Source organism: Flavobacterium tegetincola DSM 22377, from assembly GCF_000425485.1.
Classification (GTDB): domain Bacteria; phylum Bacteroidota; class Bacteroidia; order Flavobacteriales; family Flavobacteriaceae; genus Flavobacterium; species Flavobacterium tegetincola.
Genome location: NZ_KE384386.1, coordinates 182,957 through 208,096, shown reverse-complemented (window position 1 = coordinate 208,096; position 25,140 = coordinate 182,957). Strand labels below are relative to the sequence as shown.

Annotated in this window: 20 protein-coding genes; 6 read left to right on the top strand and 14 right to left on the bottom strand. The window is 34.7% G+C overall.

What is annotated here, in order from left to right; translation table 11 throughout:
- Positions 1 to 267 precede the first annotated feature (267 nt).
- The 3 genes from H602_RS19460 (at position 268) to H602_RS0115075 (ending at position 3,064) form a co-directional block, all read left to right on the top strand.
- Positions 268 to 795, top strand: a complete 528-nt coding sequence (locus H602_RS19460; protein WP_051224577.1) for an STM3941 family protein — start codon at positions 268 to 270, stop codon at positions 793 to 795.
- 609 nt (positions 796 to 1,404) lie between these two features.
- Positions 1,405 to 1,824, top strand: a complete 420-nt coding sequence (locus tag H602_RS0115080; RefSeq protein ID WP_026978763.1) for a barstar family protein — start codon at positions 1,405 to 1,407, stop codon at positions 1,822 to 1,824.
- 325 nt (positions 1,825 to 2,149) lie between these two features.
- A complete protein-coding gene (locus tag H602_RS0115075; RefSeq protein ID WP_026978762.1) occupies positions 2,150 to 3,064 on the top strand; it encodes a hypothetical protein in 915 nt (304 codons plus the stop codon).
- Between the two features lie 328 nt (positions 3,065 to 3,392).
- On the opposite strand, the gene H602_RS0115070 is transcribed toward H602_RS0115075, so the two are convergent.
- The 4 genes from H602_RS0115070 to recG form a co-directional block, all read right to left on the bottom strand.
- Complete coding sequence (locus H602_RS0115070) at positions 3,393 to 4,712, bottom strand: TolC family protein (RefSeq protein ID WP_026978761.1); 1,320 nt, start codon at positions 4,710 to 4,712, stop codon at positions 3,393 to 3,395.
- Positions 4,702 to 7,794, bottom strand: a complete 3,093-nt coding sequence (locus tag H602_RS0115065; RefSeq protein ID WP_026978760.1) for an efflux RND transporter permease subunit — start codon at positions 7,792 to 7,794, stop codon at positions 4,702 to 4,704. The genes H602_RS0115070 and H602_RS0115065 overlap by 11 nt, the downstream gene beginning before the upstream one ends.
- A 51-nt stretch (positions 7,795 to 7,845) precedes the next feature.
- Positions 7,846 to 8,898, bottom strand: coding sequence for an efflux RND transporter periplasmic adaptor subunit (locus H602_RS0115060; RefSeq protein WP_026978759.1), 1,053 nt, complete (start codon positions 8,896 to 8,898; stop codon positions 7,846 to 7,848).
- 99 nt (positions 8,899 to 8,997) lie between these two features.
- Complete coding sequence (gene recG / locus H602_RS0115055) at positions 8,998 to 11,100, bottom strand: ATP-dependent DNA helicase RecG (RefSeq protein WP_026978758.1); 2,103 nt, start codon at positions 11,098 to 11,100, stop codon at positions 8,998 to 9,000.
- 163 nt (positions 11,101 to 11,263) lie between these two features.
- On the opposite strand from recG, the gene H602_RS0115050 reads away from it, so the two are divergent.
- The 3 genes from H602_RS0115050 to H602_RS0115040 are packed head-to-tail and all read left to right on the top strand — an operon-like array spanning position 11,264 to position 14,820.
- Positions 11,264 to 11,809, top strand: a complete 546-nt coding sequence (locus H602_RS0115050) for a DUF1697 domain-containing protein (protein WP_026978757.1) — start codon at positions 11,264 to 11,266, stop codon at positions 11,807 to 11,809.
- 36 nt (positions 11,810 to 11,845) lie between these two features.
- Positions 11,846 to 13,921, top strand: a complete 2,076-nt coding sequence (locus H602_RS0115045) for a M1 family metallopeptidase (protein ID WP_026978756.1) — start codon at positions 11,846 to 11,848, stop codon at positions 13,919 to 13,921.
- Positions 13,918 to 14,820: a patatin-like phospholipase family protein gene (locus tag H602_RS0115040; RefSeq protein WP_026978755.1), complete on the top strand. Its 903-nt coding sequence runs from the start codon at positions 13,918 to 13,920 to the stop codon at positions 14,818 to 14,820. The genes H602_RS0115045 and H602_RS0115040 overlap by 4 nt, the downstream gene beginning before the upstream one ends.
- Positions 14,821 to 14,902: 82 nt before the next feature.
- Here the strand turns inward: H602_RS0115040 and H602_RS0115035 are convergent, their stop codons facing one another.
- From H602_RS0115035 to H602_RS0114990, 10 genes are all read right to left on the bottom strand, one after another.
- Entirely contained in the window at positions 14,903 to 15,940 is a 1,038-nt protein-coding gene (locus H602_RS0115035; protein WP_084404270.1) for a T9SS type A sorting domain-containing protein, read from the bottom strand.
- A 23-nt stretch (positions 15,941 to 15,963) separates the two neighbouring features.
- Positions 15,964 to 16,920, bottom strand: a complete 957-nt coding sequence (locus H602_RS0115030) for a polysaccharide lyase family 7 protein (protein WP_035759760.1) — start codon at positions 16,918 to 16,920, stop codon at positions 15,964 to 15,966.
- A 57-nt stretch (positions 16,921 to 16,977) separates the two neighbouring features.
- Positions 16,978 to 17,646, bottom strand: a complete 669-nt coding sequence (locus H602_RS0115025) for a bifunctional 4-hydroxy-2-oxoglutarate aldolase/2-dehydro-3-deoxy-phosphogluconate aldolase (protein ID WP_026978752.1) — start codon at positions 17,644 to 17,646, stop codon at positions 16,978 to 16,980.
- Positions 17,646 to 18,674, bottom strand: a complete 1,029-nt coding sequence (locus tag H602_RS0115020; RefSeq protein WP_026978751.1) for a sugar kinase — start codon at positions 18,672 to 18,674, stop codon at positions 17,646 to 17,648. The genes H602_RS0115025 and H602_RS0115020 overlap by 1 nt, the downstream gene beginning before the upstream one ends.
- A gap of 164 nt (positions 18,675 to 18,838) precedes the next feature.
- Positions 18,839 to 19,603, bottom strand: a complete 765-nt coding sequence (locus H602_RS0115015) for an SDR family NAD(P)-dependent oxidoreductase (protein WP_026978750.1) — start codon at positions 19,601 to 19,603, stop codon at positions 18,839 to 18,841.
- Between the two features lie 26 nt (positions 19,604 to 19,629).
- Positions 19,630 to 20,934, bottom strand: coding sequence for an MFS transporter (locus H602_RS0115010; RefSeq protein WP_026978749.1), 1,305 nt, complete (start codon positions 20,932 to 20,934; stop codon positions 19,630 to 19,632).
- A 121-nt stretch (positions 20,935 to 21,055) separates the two neighbouring features.
- The gene (locus H602_RS0115005) at positions 21,056 to 21,763 is read right to left on the bottom strand and encodes a FadR/GntR family transcriptional regulator (protein ID WP_026978748.1); all 708 of its coding nucleotides are present in this window, start codon (positions 21,761 to 21,763) and stop codon (positions 21,056 to 21,058) included.
- Positions 21,764 to 21,860: 97 nt separating this feature from the next.
- Complete coding sequence (locus H602_RS0115000; protein WP_026978747.1) at positions 21,861 to 22,772, bottom strand: polysaccharide lyase family 7 protein; 912 nt, start codon at positions 22,770 to 22,772, stop codon at positions 21,861 to 21,863.
- A 26-nt stretch (positions 22,773 to 22,798) separates the two neighbouring features.
- On the bottom strand, positions 22,799 to 23,665 hold the full coding sequence (locus H602_RS19455; protein WP_026978746.1) for a PKD domain-containing protein: 867 nt from the start codon (positions 23,663 to 23,665) through the stop codon (positions 22,799 to 22,801).
- Positions 23,666 to 23,683: 18 nt separating this feature from the next.
- Positions 23,684 to 25,138: a RagB/SusD family nutrient uptake outer membrane protein gene (locus H602_RS0114990; RefSeq protein ID WP_026978745.1), complete on the bottom strand. Its 1,455-nt coding sequence runs from the start codon at positions 25,136 to 25,138 to the stop codon at positions 23,684 to 23,686.
- Positions 25,139 to 25,140 lie beyond the last annotated feature (2 nt).

The following is a 25,140-nucleotide window of genomic DNA, read 5'->3' as shown; positions in this document are numbered from 1 at the left end:
GACGGAAGATCATTTGTGGTCGACGGAAGATCATTTGTTGTCGACGGAAGACCGTTTCAGGGCATTTTTTTGTCATTTGAGCAGTTCTAGCATTTTTTTTTGCCAGATTTAGTTGTTTTTGATAGTGTTTTATAGTTTTTAGGAAATGGACCTTTTTTCTCACGGGTTGGGATTAAATGTATATATTTGAAAACAGAAGAGATATAAAAAGTTGTATAGCCTTGCGTATAATTTTAAGACAAAAATTGTGTAAATCAATAAAAACCAATGATTATAAATTATAATTTTAACAAAAAAAGAATTTTATTTGGTACCTTTTCTTTTCTTTTTATGCTGTTTTTATCAATTTATTTAGTGTTAGAACCTGAAAAATTTATTAGAAATATTTTTATGAAAAAAGAACCAATTCAAATTCTTGGAATAATTGGGATTATTTTCTTTTCAGCTTTATTTTACTCATTTATAAAATTATTTTCAAGAAAAATTGCTTTACAAATTACTGAAGAATATTTACTTGACAATTCAAAGTATGAAGCGTTAGGTCAAATTGAATGGAAAAACATTACAAAAGTTAAAAGAATTAAGAAATATAGCATAGAATTATTCGTAAATGAATCTATTTTTAAAGATAAAAATATTAGTTTACTAAAAAAAGCTCTTCTTTTTATGCAAAATTGGAATTATAAAAAAAGTATAATAATCTCAAGTGCTCTATTGGATTGTAGTATTGAAGAACTTTTTGACAACATTACTTTGGCTTATAAAAATCATAAAAAAACTACACATAACAGCTAAGCTTTCGTTGCGTTCGGAGAACGAACAATGAAACCTGTGTTGAATAGCCTGTCCCGTTTCCTCGGGAGAACCGATTACATGCCGTCAACACTTATGGAGTTATCGTAAAGCGTTTTGAAGAATATCGAGAGGATTAGTAGTCCTCTTATTTTATGGAGTAAAATCTGGGTTATTTTATAAAAGACGGAATTATTGTTCGGGAAATGGGTTATATTTACTTCAAAATTAAGTTTAGATAGAAACTTGGAAGGGTTTTTAGACGAATTGACGTTGTAGCCAATTATGAAAAAAAAATGGAGAATTCTGAAGATTATAGCATATCATAACGGGATTGAAATAGGAAGCTGTAACTATACTTCGTTAAAAGAAGTGAGTAATGAATCTGCCAGATATTTTACTTTTCGAGATTTTGAAATTAAAAATAAAACGACAATTGACAATAGTGGTTATTCCCTCATAAATATCTCAATATTCATTAAAAATATTTATGAGGGAATTATTTAAAAACAATTTAAGATAATTCCTTTACAGGATGCCGAATTTTTACAAAATGGAGATATCGAAGTTTATGGACATATTATTCCAGAAGGAAATGAAAATTATGAACAGTTGCTTATCGATATTTTGCATGGATGGGATGAGAAAATTAACTTTACTTGGAAATCTAGTATAATAACATCAGGACAAAAGGATGCATATTTACGTGCTTGTGGAATTTATAGCGGATTACCAACCATTATACCACCAAATAAAATATTTCATATTAATGGAAAATTAATTCATGATGATTTAGATTTTTATTATTTGGTAGCCGAAACTTTAATTGGTGATAAAGGATATTTTGGAAGTGGATATGACTCATTTTCTGATTGCTTAATTGAAAGCTATAATAAAAATGATCCAAATCATAATTACAAGATAATTTTTAATAATACTTCCAATATTAAAAACGCATTAACTGAGGATTATTTTGAAGAAATAGTCAATCTTTTAAAACAATATAATTTTCAAGTAGAAATAATCGAATAGTTACTGCTGCCAATCGAGTAGACTGCCCCGCTAGAAACTAGCAGGGAGAGCCTCTCACACCACCGAGCATACGGGTCACGTACTCGGCGGTTCGCAAAGAGATGGATTGAGTTGGGTGTAAAGTTCGGTCAAGGATAGGTATCCTCTTTTCTTATGCAGTAAAATGGAGTCATTTTATAAAAGACGGAATAATTGTTTGGGAAATGGGTTATATTTACTTCAAAATTAAGTATAGATAGAAACTTGGAAGGGTTTTTAGACGAACTGACGTTGGCAAATAGTTTACCTAAAAATCGTGAAATTGAATTAAATATAAAAATAAATTATGAAGATATTAAGTATATTTTTTTTGTTAAACTTCACTTTTTTAAATGGTCAAACAGTCATAAAGATTAACACTTATGATACAATAAATCATAAATACTTCTTGCCAAAATTACTAGATGAGAGAGAGATTTCTACAAGCGTAGGATTTCTTGAAAAAAGTGGATATTATAATTTAAAGCATAGCAGACTTGATAGTTTAAAGAATTATCGACTGTATTTAGACGATTCAAGATTTAAGAAAATTTTAATTAAATTAGACTTTAAAAAAAATGACACACTTATTGTAAATCTAGAGCCTAATCCAAATTGTAATTGTAGAAAATTCCCAAAAGATGTTTTCGTTAAAAATTGCCCGTTTTATGACACTTGGCTTTACGAGCCTAAAAAATTAAGAAAAATAGAGGATTTACCAAAAAATGTTTCAATTAAAATTAAAAACCATCTTGTTAAAAAGCTTGGTAAAACTTTTTATAGTAAACTATATTTTAAACAAGCAAATGTAATTGATAATAATCTTTACGATGGCTATGATAAAAAATCAAGATATCATTACATAGTATGTTTTGCATTCTCAAATGAAATTGCCGGTATTGGAGAATATACTGCAACTATCGAACTTGATGATTTTGCTTCAATTTACAAGGATATAGAATTTCCAAACAATTATAAAAACATAGATTTATTTAAATCCTTCGATTATGTAAAGAAAAGAGCCATAAATGAAAAACATTATATTGAAGGCAAGACAGAAAGAGATTTTGATTTTGATGAAAAGTTAAATATTTTCGTTTGGAAATTCATAAATAATGAACATCAAGGCGAAGGAAATTTTATACAAAGAGTATACATTTATAGTGCACATAGCGGAGAGTTTAAAGATTTAGTAATAAATCAAATGCAAGTCATAGACTAAAAACCATCTGCCACCAACTAAGGTTTCGTTGCATTCGGAGAACGAACAATCAAACCTGTGTTGAACAGACTATCCCGTTTTCTCGGGAGAACGGATTACATGCCGTCAACAGGTATGGAGTTATCATAAAGCGTTTTGAAGAATATCTAGTCCCGATAGCTATCGGGATGATTATCCTCTTTTTTTATGCAGTAAAATCTGGGTCATTTTTTAGTGTTTACCTTCAGTTTTGAGCAAAGTTTCCTTACCATTCCAATTTAATTAAACCAAAACTTTGTTCGTGTAGGAAACCTTCAAGAATTATTTAAGAAAATAAAGGTAGTTGTTTCTAATTCAAATCCAAGTTTCCAGCTAATTCCTTCAATGCAATTTCAGAAATCTTCGCTTGAAATTGAGCGGAGTTGTTGTGGAATTTAGCATTTACGTAATTCAATTGAGCTGTTCTAAATTCAACCGTAGTTATGGTTCCAATCTTGAATTTCTCTAACGTAATGTCTAAATTTTGTTCTGCAATTTTTTCGTTTTTATCTTCCAACTCCACTAACTGGATGTTGGTTAAATAGGTGGTATAGGCTACTAAAAGTTGCGATTCCAATTGGTTTTTCTGCTGTTCCACATAAATCCCGGCATTCTCCACACTGATTTTTGCTACTTTTTCATTCCTGTTTTGCAACGAACCGTTAAAAATATTCATTCGTGCTGTAACTCCGTAAACGAGTCCATTTCCCGTTGATTCTGAGACAAACCCTAACGACGATTCTGACCGTGTAAAATTATATCCTGTATTTAATCCGATAGTAGGGTAGCGGTCGCCTTTGATTTGTTTCAAAGAAAGTTCGGCAATTCGCTTGTTCAAAATTTGCATTTGTAATTGCGGATTTTGACTCGAAACCTTTGTTTTTAAATCAGCATATTGCAAGGATTTATCAATGATAACTCCTTCTGAAGCTAAGAATTCTGTAGTTAAATCACGTGCTAAAAGTTCATTTAGAGCTGTTTTCGTGTTGGAGTACAATTCCTTTTGACGCAGTAAATTAGTGTTGTCAGTATTGCAATCTACTTCGGCGTTTAGCACCTCTAATTTCGATGCTTTTCCTATCGTGTAGCGGTTTTTGGCTAGATTTAATCGCAGTTGGGAAATCACTAAAGTCGTGTCCAGTACTTTCAACTGTTCTTGTTGCTGCACGATTTGGTAATACGTTTCCATCACATCGCCCACTTTATTTAAAATGGTAAACTGCAATTCGGTGGTTCCTAATTGTTCTATTTGCTTCAATTGTTCGTGTTTGGCAAACATTTTAAAACCGTCAAATACGGTCCAATTCAATGCTAAACCATAAGACAAATTCATGTTCTTGGCATTGTTAAGTTCACGAATAGAACCGTCAGCTTGAGTTTGCTTCGTGTCCAAAATACTGTTAGAATTAGTCAAAACCGCATCTAAATTTGGAAGTATTCCGGCGTTTGCCAAACTTACATTGGTAGCATCAATTTTTGAATTATTAGTTGCAATTTGGATTTCAAAATTATTTTCCAATGCAATTTTAACTGCGTCTTCAACAGTCAAAACAGCTTGGCTGTACGAATAACTTACTGTACCAAAAAAGAATAGCGTGGCTAAAGTATGTTGAATTAATTTATATTTCATTTTCATATTCTTTTATGTGGTCAAATTCTGGATGGTGTTTGCGGTCTCTGGACCACATTAAGTAAATGGCAGGAATCACGAATAAAGTTAAAATAAGTGAAAATAGTGTACCACCCACGATAACAACTCCCATTCCAATTCGGCTTGTAGAAGCAGCACCTAGCGATAAGGCAATTGGTAATGCACCAAGTGCAATTGCTAAACTGGTCATTAAAATAGGTCGTAATCGTGATTCTGAAGCTTCAATAATTGCGTCGTATTTTGATTTTCCTTGTTCGCGAAGCTGGTTGGCAAATTCGACGATTAAAATTCCATTTTTAGTTACCAATCCTATTAACATTATCGTACCAATTTGACTAAAAATATTCCAACTTTGACCAAATAACCATAACGAGAATAACGCTCCGGCAATTGCCATTGGAACCGTTAAAATGATTATAAATGGGTCAATGAAACTTTCAAATTGAGCTGCTAAAATTAAGAAAATAAGCAGTAATGCCAATCCAAATGCAAAAGCCGTATTCGAGCTACTTTCCACGAAATCTCGGGATTCTCCACCTAAATCAGTAGTAAATGTATCGTCCAGAACTTTTACTTTGATGGCTTCCATGGCTGCAATTCCATCGTCCATACTTTTTCCAGGAGCTAAGTTGGCAGAAACTGTAGCCGACATGTATCTGTTGTTATGGTACAATTGTGGTGGACTACTTTGTTCTTCAATCGTAACGACATTGTCCAGTTGTATTAATTTTCCGTCCTTATTTTTGACAAAAATAGAAGTCAAATCCATCGGAGTATCTCGATCTTTTTTATCAAATTGACCAATAACTTGATATTGTTTTCCGTTCATCATGAAGTATCCAAAACGTTGACCACTTAACGATAATTGCAAAGTTTGTGCTACATCAATTACAGAGATGCCTAGATTTTGTGCTTTATCGCGGTCAATGGTAACGTATACTTCTGGTTTGTTGAATTTCAAATTTACATCAACTACTGAAAAAGTAGGATCTTTCTCGGCTTCGTCCATGAATTCGGGAATTTTTTCTCTTAGTTTTTCAAAATTTTGAGCCTGTATAATATATTGTACTGGGAAACCACCACGGCGATTTACCGCAATCGTAGGCGATTCAGAAACGGATACTTTTGCCTCCGAATATTGTTTGGTCCAAGTCGTTAATTCCTGTACAATTTCACTTTGCGATTTTTCTCGTTCTCCGGGTTCTACCAAACGAATTCGAGCACGACCGGTATTGACAGATGATGCACCCCAACCTGGTGAAGTGATGATTAAACTTACTTTTTTCTCAGGAATCGAATCGTTGATTAGTTCGGTCAATTCGTTCATAAATCGGTCCATATAATCATAGGAAACACCTTCAGGAGCCGAAACATTTAAACTGATGAAACTTCTGTCATCGTAAGGTGCTGTTTCTTTTTTTAATAGTGAATAAAACAACACAATCAATCCGATACAAGCGATGATAATTGGAAAACTAATCCATTTCTTAGTCATGAAACGTTTTAGGGATTCAGCATAAGACGTGTTCATTTTTACAAAATAAGGCTCGGTCATGTCGTAAAACTTAGACCGTTTTTGTTCGCCTTTTTTCATTAAATAGGCGTTTAACATTGGTGTCAACGATAGGGATACAAACGCTGATATTAAAACGGCCGCTCCAATGACGACCCCAAATTCTCGGAACAGACGTCCCACAAAACCTTCTAGAAATATTACGGGCAAAAATACCGCAGCCAAGGTTATGGAAATGGAAATTACGGCAAAGAAAATTTCATTAGAGCCTTTGATTGCAGCTTCAATGGGCGACATGCCTTCTTCCACTTTTTTGAAAATATTTTCGGTGACTACAATTCCATCATCGACTACCAAGCCTGTTGCCAAAACAATCGCTAGAAGTGTCAATACATTGATTGAAAATCCAAATAACCACATGATAAAGAACGTTGCGATTAGCGAAACCGGAATATCAATTAACGGTCGGAATGCGATGGCCCAATTTCTAAAAAATAAATAGATGATAAGAATTACCAAAATAATAGAAATCATCAGTGTTTCTGCGACTTCAAATACTGCCTTTTTAACAAAAATGGTATTGTCAATCGCAACATTTAATTTGAATTCTTTAGGTAAATCGCTTTCAATTTTGTCGTATTCTTTATAAAAAGCATCTGCGATATCCAAATAATTCGTCCCAGGTTGTGGTATAATAGCCATACCAACCATTGGCTGACCGGAATCACTTAGTTTAGTTTCCAGATTTTCTGCTTCTAAAGCCGCTTTTCCAATATCCAATAAACGTACTACTTTGTCGCCATCGGCTCGTATGATAATGTCGTTAAATTCTTCTTCGGTAGAAAGATTTCCTAAGGTTTTAACGGTTAATTCGGTATTGGCACCCGTTAATTTTCCTGATGGGAGTTCAACATTTTGATTATTTAAGGCCGTTTGTACATCGGCAGTCGTTAAACCATAGGAAGCCAGTCGAACCGGGTCAATCCATAAACGCATGGCATATTTTCGTTGTCCCCAAATTTGAACACTACTTACTCCTGGAATCGTTTGAAGCCTTTGTGCGACTACATTTTCTGCATAGTCGGAAAGTTCAATAACGTTTTTATTATCACTTTGAATGGTCATGGTAATAATAGCATCCGAATCGGCATCTGCTTTGGAAACTACGGGAGGTGCGTCAATATCTTGCGGTAAGCTACGGATGGCTTGCGAGACTTTATCCCGAACATCATTTGCTGCAGCTTCAAGGTCTTTGTCAAGATTGAATTCGATAGAAATATTACTCGAACCTTGGTTACTCGAAGAAGTAATATTTCGAATTCCGTCAATCGAGTTAATGGCTTTTTCAAGCGGTTCCGTGATTTGAGATTCGATAATGTCCGAGTTTGCACCTGAATAATTGGTTCGCACCGAAATTTGTGCTGCATCAATTGAAGGGAATTCCCGAACACCAAGATAGGTATAGCCAATGATTCCAAAAAGAACGATAGAAAGGTTCATTACAATGGTCAAAACCGGACGTTTAATACTTAGGGTAGATAAACTCATTAGATTTTTGATTTAGGATTTTTGATTTAGGAATTAACCTAGATTGAAAATCTATTTTTGCAATTTTACTTTTACAGGACTGTCATTTTTCAAACTCATAACACCCGAAGTTAAAATGGTGTCGCCTGCTTTTAATCCTGAAGTAATTAAAATATCTTTATCAGTTCGAGCACCTGTTTCCACGATGATTTCTTTCGCTTTTCCATCTACGGATACAAATATTTTCTTTCCGTTTTGAATTGGAATCAATGCTTCGGTAGGTACCAAAAGGGCATTTTCTAACTTCGCAAGAGGCAAACTTACATTGGCAAAAGTTCCTGGAATTAATTTCCCGTCCTTATTCTCTGTTATTGCACGAATTTTTAATGTTCTGCTTTCTGTTTCAATGGAAGGTTCAATGGCATAGATTTTAGCATTGTAAACTTCTTTTGAACCTGAAGTAGTAAAAGTCAAACTTTGATTGGCTTTCATCGTTTGGGCATATTTTTCAGGGATAGAAAACGTTATTTTTAGTTGAGAAGTATTGACTAATTTGGCAATTAAAGTAGTAGGAGATATGTAGCTTCCTTTGGAAATGGAACGCAAACCTATTTTTCCCGAAAACGGAGCTCGGATGGTTGTTTTAGAAAGTTGGGCTTGAATTAATTGGACTTGTGCTTGAGCCGATTTAAAATCTGCGGTTGCAATGTCAAATTCTTCTTGACTGATGGCTTCTTTTTCCAATAAAAGCTTAGCTCTTCTCGCATTTTCGGAAGACAATCCTTGAGCCGTTTGTACTTGTCGCAATTGGGCACGAAGTTCAATGTCGTTTACCTTTACGAGGGACTGGCCTTTGGTTACAAATCCTCCTTCTTCAAAATTTATTTGCTCTACCACGCCTGAAACTTCCGTTCGAAGTTCTATTTCTTCGTTCGCTTCTAAAGTACCTGATAAAGTCAAATTATCTGCAAACTCCTGAGAAACTAGTATTTTTCCATAAACAGTTGTAGCCGGTTTTATAGCATTTGGGTCTTTCTTTTCTTCTTTATTTTCGCCAATGCGATAAAAAATAAGTGTTCCTAATCCCAAAATAATTAGGGCATAAACTATGTATTTTACTTTCATGGAATTTTTTTTGCGTGAAAGAACAAAACTAAAGTTTATATAATGGAGTCTTTTTTACGTTAGTCTTTTTTTAACAGTAGTTAAGTGTTAAAGTTGGTACTAACTTATATAATTCCAGATATTTTGTTTTTTTCCAATTTCAATAAATACTTGTCGTAACGTTGCATGTTCCGGTTGAACGAGTGGTGCATCTGCTTTCAATATTTTCAATGCATGATGGCGTGCCAATTCTAAAATGTCTCTGTCTTTCACCAAATCAGCGATTTTTAAGTTTAAAATTCCGCTTTGTTGTTTTCCCATAATATCACCTGGACCACGGAGTTTTAAGTCGACTTCGGCAATTTCAAAACCATCGTTAGTTCGCGTCATTGTTTCCATTCGTACTTTACTGTCTTCCGATAATTTGTGCGAAGTCATCAAAATACAATAACTCTGTTCAGCACCACGACCTACACGACCCCGAAGTTGGTGCAGTTGCGAAAGTCCAAAACGTTCGGCACTTTCAATAATCATTACACTTGCGTTTGGAACATTTACGCCAACTTCAATTACCGTTGTCGCTACCATAATTTGTGTTTTTCCTTTAATAAAACGCTGCATTTCCGACTCTTTTTCGGCGGGTTTCATTTTTCCGTGAACAATAGAAATTGCATAATCCGGTAAAGGAAAGTCCCGAGAAATACCTTCGTAACCGTCCATTAAATCTTTATAATCCATTTTTTCGGATTCTTGAATCAATGGATATACGATGTAAATTTGTCTTCCTTTGGCAATTTCATCACGGATAAATTTCCAAATTCGCAATCGGTTCGAATCAAAACGGTGTTCGGTTTGGATGGGTTTTCGTCCCGGAGGCAATTCGTCAATTACAGAAATATCCAAGTCGCCGTATAAACTCATGGCTAAGGTTCGCGGTATTGGAGTTGCCGTCATCACCAAAACATGGGGCGGAATTATATTTTTCTTCCAAAGTTTAGAACGTTGTTCCACGCCAAAACGGTGTTGTTCGTCAATAATCGCCAGACCTAAATCCTTGAATTTGACTTTGTCTTCCAATAAAGCGTGCGTTCCAATTAGTATCTGTAACGTTCCGTTTTCAAGTTCTTCATGAATAATACGACGTTGTGCGATTTTTACCGAACCCGTTAGTAATTTGATATTCAAACCTAACGGAATTGCTAATTCTGAAAGTCCGATGAAATGCTGGTTTGCTAAAATTTCCGTTGGTGCCATCAAGCAGGCTTGAAAACCATTATCCAAAGCTAAAAGCATACTCATCAACGCCACAATTGTCTTTCCTGAACCCACATCACCTTGTAAAAGTCGGTTCATTTGAGCGGGATTTCCCATGTCGTTGCGAATTTCTTTCAACACTCGTTTTTGAGCACCCGTCAAATCAAACGGCAGATGATTGCTGTAAAATTCATTGAAATAAGTTCCTACACTTGTAAACTGGTGTCCTTTTATCTTGTGTTTGTGAATTAGATTTTTAGTAATCAGCTGCATTTGAATGAAAAACAATTCTTCAAATTTCAATCGGAATTGGGCTTTCGCCAAATCTTCGCTGCTTTTCGGAAAATGAATGTTGAAAATGGCTTTATTTTTCGAAATCAATTTCAACTCATTGATTAAATAATCGGGGAGTGGTTCAATGAAATTGAGTTCTCTTTCAGAAAATAATTGCTCTAACATTTTAATCACCATCCTGTTGCTGATTCCACGATTGGAAAGCGTTTCCGTGGAAGGATAAACGGGTTGCATTGCCGAACGTAAACTTTGTTGGTGTACCGCTAACAATTCAATTTCGGGATGCGGCATGTTGTACACATTATTAAAAGCCGAACATTTTCCGAAAATAACAACCTCTGTATTGAGTTTTAAGTTTTCTTTAACCCATTTCTGACCTTGAAACCAAACGAGTTCCATTTGTCCCGTTTCGTCTTTAAAAGTTGCGACTAATCGCTTGCCTCTTTTTTGCTCAATGGTTTTTAAGCTGATGATTTTACCAATTAATTGCACTTCCGCATTGGAAACATTGAGTTCGTTCACCTTATAATAACGCGTTCGGTCAATATAGCGGTTGGGGAAGAGTTGCACTAAATCGCCGTACTTATAAATGCCCAATTCTTTCCGCAACAATTCACCCCGATTGGGGCCAACGCCTTTTAAGTATTCGATGGGAGTTTGTAACAATTGGCTCATTTTTTCAGTAACTAGTGGAGTTTTACAGTAAGCGAAGATAGATTTTTAATGGGAAACTAGAAAATCAGTCTTAGTAAAAACGAATGAATACAACACTTTTATGTTTCTTTAAACACGATTACCTTCTAAAAACTTTATATTTGAAATTCTAAAAAATAATTTTATGGTTACTCATCTCGCTTTGCTTCGTGGTATCAATGTTTCAGGTCACAATATGATGAAAATGGACGCTTTAAAAAGCATGTTGGAAAAAGCAGGTTTTCAGAATATTGAGACGTATATTCAATCTGGAAATGTGTTTGTGGATGCTGAGGAAGAAAATGGCGCTTCGGTTGGTTTTAAAATCAAGCAAGAAATTTTTGCAGCATTTGGACACGACGTCCCGGCCGTTGTTATCCATAAAGAAGATTTGGAAAGTTGCTTTAAGAACAATCCTTTTTTAAAAGAAAAGGACGTTGATACGAAGAAATTATACGTCGCATTTTTATCAAATACGTTGCGAAGTGACAGTATCAATGATTTGAGAATTAGTCAATTTAAACCTGACGAAGCGGTTATTGATGGCAATAAAATTTTCATTAAATACGCCGTTGGAGCTGGAAAAACGAGATTGGACCAAAAATATATTGAAAAAAAACTCAATTTAACAGCAACCATTCGCAATTGGAACACGGTGACGCAACTCTTAAAAATGTATGAAGAACGCTAAAAAGCCTTTCAAACCATTTAATTTCTATTAATTATCATGAAACGATATTTCTCTTTTTTGCTATTATTTCCGAGTTTGCTTTTGGCACAACAACATGTAAAAGTTGATTTTAAAACTGCAAACTCCAATCTTAGTTTAAATTTTCAAAAACAAGCTGTAACAGGAACTATATCTTACGAATTTGAAGTAAAATCATCGATTGACACCATAAGAATTGATGCTATAAACATGCATTTCTCGAATGTAAAAATCAATAAAAGAACGGTAGATTTTAAAAATTCAGGTAAGGAATTGCAGCTGTTTAAAGGCTATAAAAAAGGGAAAAACACCATCAGTTTTGATTATCAAGCAACGCCAAAACAAACGCTTTACTTTGTAGGAGAAGGCGATGGGAAACAAATTTGGACGCAAGGACAAGGTAAAAATACGAGTCATTGGTTGCCAAGTTTTAACGATGAAAATGAAAAAGTCGTATTCAATACTACAGTTTCTTTTGCAACTGATTTCGAGGCACTTTCTAATGGCGTTTTGGTAAATAAAACTATAAAAGATTCGCTTACGACATGGAAGTATGAAATGCAAAATCCTATGAGTTCGTACCTTGTTATGATGGCAATTGGTCAATTTGAAAAGCAGACTTTAAGTACTCGTTCAGGAACTCCAATAGAATTATATTTACAACCAGAAGATGTTTTTAAATTTGAACCAACTTATCGATACAGCAAGCAAATATTCGACTTTTTTGAAAAGGAAATTGGCATTCCTTATCCTTGGAGAGTCTATCGACAAATTCCAGTGAAAGATTTTTTATATGCGGGTATGGAAAATACGACTTCGACGCTTTTTGCACAAGATTTTGTGGTGGATTCTATTGGTTTTAACGACAGAAGTTATTTGAATGTAAACGCTCATGAATTGGCTCATCAGTGGTTTGGTGATATGGTTACGGCTAAATCAGGAGAACATCATTGGCTTCAAGAAGGATTTGCAACTTATTATGCTTTATTGGCGGAAGAATCAGTATTTGGTTCAGATTATTTCAATTGGCAATTGTATGAAATGGCCGAACGATTGATTGCCGCTTCAAAAAATAATTTGGTTCCCATTTTAAATCCAAAGGCGAGTTCGTTGACTTTTTATCAAAAAGGAGCTTGGGCTTTACATTATTTGCGTGAAAATGTGGGTCATGAAAATTTTCAAAAAGCAGTTAAAAGTTATTTGCAGAAATACCAATTCAAGAATGTAGAAACGGACGATTTTTTAGCCGAAATTAATAAAGTTTCCGATTTTGACACGAATAAATTTAAGAAAGATTGGTTGGAAAGTTCCGTTTTTCAAACCCAAGATGTCTTAACTATTTTGAATAAAAGTCCGTTTATTCGTGCCTATTTTGAAGTTTCAGAATTGAGAGCTAAACCTTTTATTGAAAAGGAACTTACCTATTCGAACTTGCTGAAAGGGAACGCTTTTTTTCCTTTAAGAGAAGAGGTAATTTATCAATTGCAGTCGGTTTCTTACCAAGAAAAAGAAAGTGTGTTGAAATTAGCAATGCAAACCGGTGATTTCAAAGTACGTCAAGCGATTGCAAAAACTATGGATTCGATTCCTGCAAATTTCAAAGATGATTATTTGACTTTATTAGACGATAATTCGTACATCACACGAGAAATTGTATTGAATAAATATTGGTCGGAATTTCCAGAAGAACGCTTTATGATTCTAGAAAAATCAAGAAATTGGGTTGGTTTAAACGATAAAAATTTGCGTGTTTTATGGCTTACTTTGGCTTTAGCAACTAAAGATTTTGAACAAGATAAAAAAGCCGCTTATTACGATGAATTGCTGGATTATGCAACGCCGAAATACGAGAGTAATTTGCGTCAAAATGCGATTATGAAATTATTATTTCTAGATAAAAACGACCAGAATACGTTGAAATATTTAGTAAATGCATTGGTCAGTCATAAATGGCAATTTGTAAAATTTGCAAGAGAAAATATCCGAGGTTTATTGAAAAGTGATATCCATCGCAAATTTTTTGAGGATATGCTGGAGCAACTTCCCGAACGCGAAAAAAGTCAACTGAACCGATTAATAATTGAAAAAATATGAGAGCGTTAGTCATTTCAGGCGGTGGAAGTAAAGGTGCTTTTGCCGGTGGTGTTGCACAATATTTGATGGAAGTTCGCGGTAATCAGTATGATTTGTTATTGGGAACTTCTACGGGAAGTTTGTTGATTCCGCACTTGGCGTTGGGAGAAATTGGTAAGATTTACGACATTTATACCAATGTAAATAAAGACAATATTTTTAATGTTTCCCCTTTCGTAATTAAGGAAAAAGAGGGCGTTGATATCGTGACCATTAACCACTTTAACGTAATCAAACAGTTTGTAAAAGGCAAGCGAACCTTTGGCGAAAGCCGCCGACTTTTGCGTTACATCAAGCATAATTTTACTTTGTCTGAATTTAATCAGTTGAAGGCTTCAAATTGTGATATTGTGGTTACAGTGACTAATTTGACTTTGAATCAGGTGGAATATAAGTGTATTCGGGATTATGATTACGAGGAGTTTTGTGAGTGGATCTGGATTTCCTGCAATTATATTCCGTTTATGAGTTTGGTGAAAAAAGGAAATTATGAATATGGAGACGGTGGTTTTTCCAGTCTTGTACCTATTACGGAAGCTATAAATCGCGGTGCAACAGAAGTTGATGTGGTTATTTTAGAAACCGAAACACAATTGGAACCCCGAGTAATTGGCAAAAATCCGTTTTCGCTAATGGTTGATTTATTTGGGACACTTTTAGACCAAGTTGAAAAACACGATATTGCCATTGGGAAATTAATGGCAAACAATAAAAATGTAAAATTAAATTTGTTTTACACACCGACAAAGTTGACTGACAACGCTTTGATTTTTAATAAAACTAAAATGAAAGAATGGTGGCATCAAGGCTATGAATATGCTCAAAATAAGAATGAGGACATGAGTGAAAATAGGATTTAAAATAATTTTTGTGCAAATCTTTTAAATAAAAAAAGGATGCTTTAAAAAAAGCATCCCCACACACAACTAAACCCAAACTAACTTATTCTATAATTATTTTTTTAATTGTTTCAAAGTTTTCGCCACTTACTTTTACTAGGTAAATTCCCGCTGCTAAACTTGAAACATCTACTTGATTCGTGTTGGCTGTTTTCAATACTTGTTTTCCTTCTAATGACGTAATTGTAACGGCATTAATTGAAGCATTTCCAGCATTGATTTGTAACGTATTCTTTGCTGGATTTGGATAAATTGAAACTTTTTCTAAAGTATTAGAAGCTACACTTAATGTTGAAGGAACAACGTCTAACCATGAGTTTCCAATTCTCAATTCGTCCAATACAATTGTTGGTGTTTTAGCATTTGAATCTAAATTAAGACGTATCATCGACAAATCAGTTCTCGTAGACGTAGCTGTTTCATCTGTTACAAAAGTTGTAGTAGGTTGAACTCCGTCTGCTGCAGGATTAATCCACATACTAGAAACTGCATTATCAATGTCGTAAGAAATAACCACAACTATATCAGTATTGACACTTAATGGCGTAGTTGTGTAGACAACATTGTTGATATTGTTGTTTTCAGATATACCTAATTTAAAAGTATCGTCACCCGTTTTTACGATGTAAACACAAGATGTATAATTTAGCGAAGTTAAATTTGTTGCTACTTTAGCAAATGAGAAAAAATAGCTTGGAGTTGTATTATTTAATGTTACAGCAGCTTGTTCTGTTACTCTAAATACAAATGAGGAATAGATTGTACCTGTTGCACCTTGATTCGTCATTTCCAAAATTGGGTCGTCGCCACCACCAACAAATTCAAGTGCATTTCCTGCAGCTACGGGAAAAGCAGAAGGTAAAGTCCATGACGGTGAGGCTACTAATAATGGATCAGAAGTAGATCCAGCAGATTGGAAGGAAGGAATCGTCCAACCTCCAAATCCAGCATTTGTAGTTGCCGTAATTAAAGTTGAACCTATTGCGTAATCAAATGCTTCATAATGAGGAAGCGTTACTTGTGCTTTCATTCCACATACCGTGAAAAATAGCGACGACAGAAAAAGTAGTTTTGTTTTCATGATTTCTAAAAATTTATAGTTATTTAATGTGTTACGTTTAGATTATAATATTTGACTGTTGCATTGGCATTAGCATCAGTTGTAATGAGGTAATTTCCAGCTTTGAAATAGTTTTCGAAAGGCCATTTAGTTAAGCTGACATCCTGAAATAGGTGTTTATTCGTTTCATTCAAAATCACTTCTAATTTACCAGTAGATGCAATTATTTTTAGTGTGAATGGATCATAACCAACATATCCAAAATCATGTTTTTCGTCCGTCCAAACACTGCTTGAAGTTGTTAATAAAGCATCACCTTCAGTATTTGAATTGACCAATGATTTTTTATAAGCAACAATATGACCATCAATCCAATACATTTTTAATAATGGAAGTCCATTATTTGAGGAGAAATTATGAATTGCCATATCCGATTGTTTGATAATCCCATGAATCTGCATTACGATAACTCTATGAAAATCGTAACTTGAACTGGAATTATCAGGTGTTACCGAAACCATTTTTAATTTTCCTTCAATTGTACCACCTTGACTTAAAGTCCAATTTACTTTGCTATCCGTTGGATTTATCATTTCTCTTAATTCCGTTCTAGAATAACTACTATTAGCGGTAGAATTGGCAGGGAAGGCATAAAAGACTATCGATTCGTCCGAAGTGTCATCGAACATATAAGGCATGAGTGGCGTCAAAGTTCTATAGCCGAAACTACTAAGTTGAGCTACTGAATATTCGTCAGGGCTATCATTATTATCTACATCAACGGGTAAAGTTAATTTCCAATTGTCGAAATTTATATTTGCATAAGGTGCTAAAGGATTTGTGTTTCCTGATGGGTTTTCAGGCATAACAGGCTCTTCAGGAATAATAATTACATTTTGAGTTTTAGTATCATCCGATGTTGTGCAACTGCTAATTATGAAAGCAAAAGCGATGAAAATAGACTTCAATTGAGTATAAATTAATCTTTCTTTATTTTTCATAATTCAAATTTTTATTGGATATCCAAATTGGTTAACCAATTTAATTAGTAAAATTTTTTAGGTTTTTAATTTATTAATGATCTGAATGCAAGAGGAGGTAAGGTTTTTAATTCCTTCAAAATCGAACTGTCCATTGCTGTCTTTGAAAATTAATTTTGATCCAATTCCTACACAAGTTACACCGGCTTTAAACCATTTTGTCAAACTTTCTTCAGTAGGTTCTACACCACCAGTTGGCATGATTGAAGTCCACGGTTGAGGACCTTTTACACCTTTTACAAATTCAGGACCATAAATATCTCCTGGAAATAATTTCACAATTTCGCAACCCATTTCTTCTGCTGTTGCAATTTCTGTGAGTGAACCGCAACCCGGTGACCATAAAACTTTTCGACGATTACACACTTCTGCGATGTCTTTTCTAAATACTGGTGTAACAATAAAATTGGCACCCATTTGCATATAAAACGAAGCAGCTGCGGCATCAGTTACAGAACCTACACCTAGAATCATTCCGGGTAATTCGGCAATGATGTATTTATTTAATTCTGAGAATATTTCGAAAGCAAAATCCCCTCTGGTTGTAAATTCTAATAATCGAGCACCTCCATCATAACAAGCTTTTACAATTTTTTTACTTGTTTCGATATCAGAATGATAGAACAAAGGAACAAGTCCCGTTTCTTTCATTTTTTGTGCTACTTCAATTCGGGTATATTGTGCCATTATCTTGATACTTTTCCTGAAAAATCACCACTTAGTAATTTTTCGATTTCTTCAATTGTTATTAAATTATAATCTCCTGCAATTGTATGTTTTAAGCAACATGCGGCAACTGCAATATTCAAGGCTCTTTGTTCATTTCCATTTTCTTCAAGTAAACCGTATATTAATCCACCCATGAAAGCGTCTCCACTTCCAACGCGGTCAATAACAGGAGTCACATCTTGAATATCAGCATGGTAAATCTTACTTCCGTTGTATAAAACACCGCCAATTCGTTGGTATGAAGCACTTACTGAGTAACGTAACGTTGTCACAGCTAAAGTCAAATTTGGACAATGTTTAAAAATCACATTATAATGATTTGGTAAAATATTTTTGTCTTGATAATTTGGATTTACTTTTTCCAGACCTAACATGAAATAAGCCGTGTCAATATCGCCTAAAATTATAGTGCTGTATTCTAAAAGTTTTGGCATTACCTCTTTAGGTTCCTTACCGTATTGCCATAATTTTGAACGGTAATTCAAATCTGTAGAAATAGTTAAGCCTAATTTATGTGCCACTTTAATGGCCTCATAACATTCGTCGGCGGCACTTTCAGAAATTGCAGCAGTAATTCCGCTCCAATGAAACCAAGTAGCATCTTTTAGTACATCTTCCCAATCAATAGTCCCTTTTTGGATTGTTGCCATCGAACTATTGGCTCGGTCATAAATAACATTACTTGCTCGAGTACTGGTTCCTGTTTCTAAAAAATACAATCCCAAACGGTCGCCACCAAATACAATGTTGTCATTTTTGACATTGAGTTTCCGCATTTCTTTAACAGCAGAAATACCAAGTTCATTTTGAGGTAAACGCGTTACAAATTCAGCATCGATTCCATAATTTGCAAGTGATACAGCCACATTAAATTCACCACCGCCATAAGTTGCTTTAAATGCTTCTGCCTGCGAAAATCGCAAATGCCGTTCTGTTGATAAACGCATCATTATTTCTCCAAAAGTGACTACTTTATTTGCTTTCATATTTTATTAACCTACTACATTTAAAATTTCCAGAATTCAAAATCATCACATAAAATGAGATTTGATCTACGGGATTTGTTATAAGAAACTACAATTTGTTTCTTAATTTCAACCTACTCCAAAGTACTTAAAAGGAAAATGGAGTAGGAGAGAAACTTTATTTCTTAGATTCCTAATGCTTGACCACCACCAACTTGAATTGTTTCAGCAGTTATGAACGAAGCATTGTCACTTGCTAGGAAAGCAACTACATTGGCTACTTCTTCCGGTTGACCTAATCTTCCTAACATAATATTGTCTTTCCAAGAAGCAAATACTTCTGGTTTTGTTGCTTTAATTTGAGCATGAAACGGAGTGTCAATTGTTCCAGGGGAAACCGCATTTACTCTAATGTTGTATTCTGCTAAATCTTTTGCTAAAGCTCTAGTAATTGCGTGAACACCTGCTTTTGATGTTCCGTAAATTCCAGCACCTGGTCCACCAGCGTTCCACGCTGCATTTGAAGTATAATTGATAATTGAAGCATTTTCACCTTTTTTAAGAAATGGAATTGCAGCTCTTGAAACGAAAAATGTAGAATCAAGATTTAAAGCCATAACCGATCTATAAAATTCTGTAGTCATGTCTTCAAAACGAGAACGACCTCCAAGACCTCCAGCATTATTTACAACAACGTCAATTTTACCATATTTTTCGCCAATTTTTTTGATGTTGTCATTTACTTCGTTTTCATTTGTAACATCAAAAGCGTAGAATTCTGCGGTAATTCCATCAGCAGTTAGTTCAGCAATTTTACTTGCACCTTCTTCACTATTGAGTCCGTTTAAAAGTACCGTAAAACCGTCTTTTCCTAATCTTTTTGCTACTGCAAAACCTATTCCTCCAGTCGCTCCTGTAATGACTGCTACTTTACCATTTGAATTACTCATTTTAATCTAATTTTAATATTTATTTTCTATTTTAAATTTTTCTTTACTGGCTCAACCTTTGGGATTAAGAACCAAATACTAGCGAGAGTTAAAACAGCCAAAGCCGCTCCAATTATAAATGCTGGAGTATAATTTCCGCCACTTGTTAGCCACGGTACTAGATACGTTAAACCTGCAGCAGTAAGTTTGGCTGCCATTCCTGAATATCCTGATAAACTACCAACTGTTTTTCCACTAAATAGGTCACTCGTTAATGTTTGAATATTTCCAATAGCTGTTTGAAAGCCAAATAAAATGACTGCCATAATTAAAACAGCTGTAGTTGGTCCACCCGGACTTGCCATCGCTAATAATGCCGGTAACATAATTAAGCAACCAAGCGTTATTACTGTTTTTCGTGTCTTATTAATATCCCAACCCGCTTTAAGTCGGTTTTGAGCAAATAAACCACCAAACCAAGCACCTAACATAGCACCTGCATAAGGAACCCAACCATATAAACCAATTGATTTAACATCCATTCCATAGACTTCATTTAAGTATATTGGAATCCAAAAAACAAACAACCACCAAATTGGGTCAATCGTTGCCGAAGCTAAAATAACTCCCCAACTTTGTTTGTGGCTTAAAAGCTGTTTGGTGTCTGGATTATATTCTTGGTCTACATCTCCATCGGCATCAAAATCTTCATTTTTTTGTCCTGATAAAATATAATTACGTTCTTCATCAGTAATCCAAGGGTGCTTTTTAGGTTCTGATTTTACTAAAATCCACCACGGGATCAACCAAAGTAATCCGGCAACGCCGATTAAAACAAAGATCATTTTCCAGCTAAAATATACGGTTAATGTAGCAATCAGTGGAATGGAAATGATTCCACCTATAGCAGCACCTGAATTAAAAATTCCTTGTGCCAAAGCACGTTCTTTAGTGGGAAACCATTCGGCATTTCCTTTAGTGGCTCCTGGCCAGTTTCCAGCTTCAGCTACACCTAGGATGGCACGAAATATTCCAAAACTCAATACGCCATTTGCAAAAGCATGTAAAGCAGTTGCAACGGACCAAACACCAATTGATAGAACGAATCCTAATCTAGTCCCGACCCAATCAAATATTTTTCCAAAAATTGCTTGTCCAAATGCATAAGAGAACACGAAGATAATTGAGATAATTGCATAAATTGACTTTGTTTCATCAGCAGAATGATCTGGGTATAAATCCTTTGCGATTTCTGGCCAAAGAACACTCAAAGAAGTCCGATCGATATAGTTTATTATAGTAGCAATCGCAATTAAAGCAACAACCCACCAACGTAATCCTTTTATTTTCATGCTTTTTTTTTTAATTTTAGATAAAACTTCCCTGTTACCTCAGTTTTGCAACTAGATATTAAAGGAGGAATTCAACTAAATATGTAAATTTTAACTATTAAAAGTCAAATTCTAATTTGACTTAATCACTTGTATTGTAGCAATATTGGTATAAAGATTTAAAATGTGCTTTCATTTTTAACTTTGCCTCTTGTGTGTCTTGGTTTTTTATGGCTTCAAAAATTGCGGTATGCTCTGCGATTCCAAGAAAAGCTTGATTGTCATCACAAACGTGGTATTTTTGAAAATTTGTAATTATCTGTGGGGTAATGGTAAGCATGAACGTATTCATTGAACTGTTTCCGCTCGCTTTTGCAATAGCCAAATGAAATAGTAAGTCTTCTTGAACGGCATCTTTACCATTCATAACTTTATCAGTATATGCTTGAAGCGCAGCTTCCATCTGAATTAAATCTTCTGGAGTTCTTCTTAAAGCGGCCAAACGTGCGGTTTTTAATTCCAATAAAATTCGAGTTTCTACCAATGATTTGAAATCTGGATCATCTAATCTTAAAATATCATCAATCATTCCGTTCATGGCAATAACTCCAATTTCTGCTACGAAAGTACCACTTTGAGGAATGGATTTTAAAATGCCGTAAAACTCTAGTTTTTGAATGGCATCTCTAACCGTACTTCTAGAGACTTCAAACTTCTCAGACAACATACGTTCACTTGGAAGTTTATCACCTGGCTCCAAATTTTTGAAATTTATAAGATCTTTTATTTTTCTAATCAAATCTTTCTGAATCGTTTGATTATCAGTTTTTGAAAGAGTTTCTAACTTCATAATGCTCATTTTAAGTAAAACCAGATTGGTTAACCAGTTTTAAGACGATAAATATATGAAAAAAAATACAGCTATCTTGTAGGTTTTAGAATAATATTTAATGTGAAACCGATAAACTGTAAATTTTCACTTTTGCGAATGCACCTTCATCTCTCGATTGAAAATAGTTTCCAGCTTTGAAATAGTTTTCAAAAATTCCCCACTTTTGCATATGGATGTTTTCGTAAACTTGAAACTCGTTGTTATTTAATGCAACCACCATTTTTCCTTCGGATACTTTTACTTCTAAATCAAATCGACCAAAACCTACTTCTTGATTAAATGTAAAGCCTTTATCGTCATCCCACATCTCTTCGTGCAATAGTTCATTGTCCGATGCATTAAGATTTTTTAAAATTTTGGTTTTGACTCTGATTTTACCATCTTGCCAATAAATTTTCAAGATTGGCGGTGCATTGTTGTCTTTCTGACCTATGACATCGCGTTGTTCGTCGGTTAGTCTGCCGTGAATTTGCATTATAATTACCTTGTGGTATTTTCCTTTATTGTCTTTAGACACGTCACCCATGGCAAGTTCGCCTTTCATAACTCCACCTTGTTTGAAAGTCCAATTTTTAGTGTTGTCTCCTGGAACCAGCTGTTCCCTCAATTCAGAACGAGAATATTTTGTATTTGCAGTGGTTGCTTCGCTGGGATAAGCATAAAAAACAAGTGCACCAGATGTTGAATCATTATACATGAAAGGCAAAAGCTTCTCATTTGTTCCATAGTTCATGATCTCGGGTGCTTCAACACTGGTTGCTTTTCCTTTTTCATTGAGTTGTGGAGTGGTAACGCTCCAATGACTTAAATCTATTTGGGGCAATTTGTATTTTTTCCTTTTCTCTTTTTTCTGTGCCTTTTCGGTTTGATTTGCGTACGATTTTGCATCTGCCACTTGTGCATTTCCTGCAGTGTAGACAAAGAATATAAAGGTTACAGAAAGAGCATTGATCACTACTTTTTTCATTTTCAAATTTTTATAAGGAGATGGTATCATTGTATTTCCAATGTGAAAGAGTCAATATAAATTTCTTCTAATTGATTATACAACAAGATCGCTAAAGTGGTATTATTTCCCGAATTAAATTGTAAAGTTCCTTCTACTAATGCTGCTGAATTTGTTGCATTTTCAACGTGTGCGTTTGATGATAAAGTGGAAGCTGATAAAGTGGCCAAATCCCAAACGGTAATTGGTTTTATTATAGCTACATTCATGGTACCGTCTGCAGTTGTTGTATTTTTTATTCTGTATTTATATTTTAAAACATAGTTGGTATTGGGTGTGAACGTTGTAAGTTCTTGGTAACCCAATCGATCTTCGTTTGTAGGAAACTTTCCTCCTCGTGCTCCTTCGAAATAGCCGCTTGAAGTAGTTGTTTGCATTACAGATGTTGCATTACCTAATCTTGAAAAAGGCGCTTTCCAAAAATTCTTATCGGCATCAACTTCAAAGCCTGGTCCTAAAATTGTTGGTGCAACAGGGCCCATTTCTACCACAACATCAATAGTAACGGTTGATAATTCTCCATTTGCATCACTAGCAGTAAGTGTAACGGGATATGTTCCTTCTCCATATGTAAATTCAAATGTTGGATCTGTAAGCGTTGACGTCTGACCTTGGCCAAAATCCCACATAAAATTGGTTGCCTCAGAGGATAAATTGGTAAATTTAATGAGCATAAAATTACCTGGTAAAGAAGCGTAGGAATAATTAGCTGTAGGTAAAATAACGTCGGCTATTGAATTTGCCTCTGGCAAATCGTAAGCAAAGTAATCGTCACAACTTATTAAAGTAAACGTCAAGCCTAGCATTACAATAAGACTGAATTTCTTTGATCTATTAAAAAAATTATTTTTCATAAATGTGTTTTTTAAAAATTAATATCCCGGATTTTGACTCAATAGACCGCCACTTAAGTTAATTTCTCTGGCTGGAATAGGAAGAAGCAGTGCTCTACCTGAATAGTCTGGATAATTCATCGTTGCTGCATGTGCACTTAATACGTTGTCTGCTACTCCAAATCGTACGAGATCAAAGAAGCGGTGATTTTCAAATGCCAATTCCACTCTTCGTTCTAACAGCAGCTGATTTTTAGTCACGTTTGTAATATTGTTAGGTGCTGTAGTAGGAAATGCGCGATCTTTTACTTTATTGAAGGAAGCTAGTGCTGCTGCATCGCTTGTTGCTGTTCCTCCAGCTATTGTAGCTTCAACATGCATTAACAATACATCTGCATAACGTAAGACAATCCAGTCGTTTCCTGCATTTTGAGGATTGGAACCATAAGTAGGAGGAACCGTTGTTACATTTGAACCTTGAGGAAGAAATTTTGCAACTTCTGATCGACCTGATGACGCAATTGTTACAAATGAAACTGCTGTTCGCGTGCCACCACTTGAAGCAAAATCATCAATAAGATTCTGATTTACCATATTTAAACCATCTTGTCTTCCTTGGCGTAATGTGGAAGTAAATTCGGCAGAAAAGCTTTGACTTTCAGTTTCAACGCCAAAAGCATATTGGATCGCAAAAATAATTTCAGAATTTAATTCGGTGTAAAAAACATCGTAAAAATTAGTCTGTAATTGAAATTCATTGGTTGCAATTAAGTCTTCACACAATAATTTTGCAGCAGCATAATCTTTGTCTTGTTTGGTCATGTATACCTTTGCTAGTAAGGCTTGAGCGGCTGCTTTGGAAGCTCTTCCTTTATATCTATTGTCCAAAGTATTTACAGCTTCTTGTAAATCTTGAACAATTTGCGCATAGATTATTTCTTTGTAGATTCTTGTAAATAATGCTTCCTTATCAGAACCCAAAACTACTTCAGTTACCAAAGGAACATCTCCAAATAAACGTACTAAATTAAAATAAGCGTATGCTCTCAAGAATTTTGCTTCTCCTGTGTATTTTGCTACATTTTCTGGATTAGCTACATCCATGAAGGTCATAATGTTATTGGCTCTAAAAATAACTTGGTACATTGACGCATAATAATCTTCTGATTGAATGTTATTAGCGTCAACCAAATACCTGTGAAAATCAGCTCTTGAGCCTTCCACTGTTTGTGACCGTGTGTTATCAGACCGGTGTTCCGTTAACAGATATTCTAAAATAACACCTCTGTTGACCCGAGCGTCATTGGTTACCGTATTTTCATTTACGCCTTGAATAGCATCATAAATTCCTATAATACCGGTTTGTAAATCGGCATCTGATTTAAAGTAAGTTTCGGAAACAATAACCGTATCTGGTGTTGGATTTAAAAAATCATCACACGAAACAGCAGAAAATCCTATTGCAATTAAAATTATATATTTTATATTTTTCATAA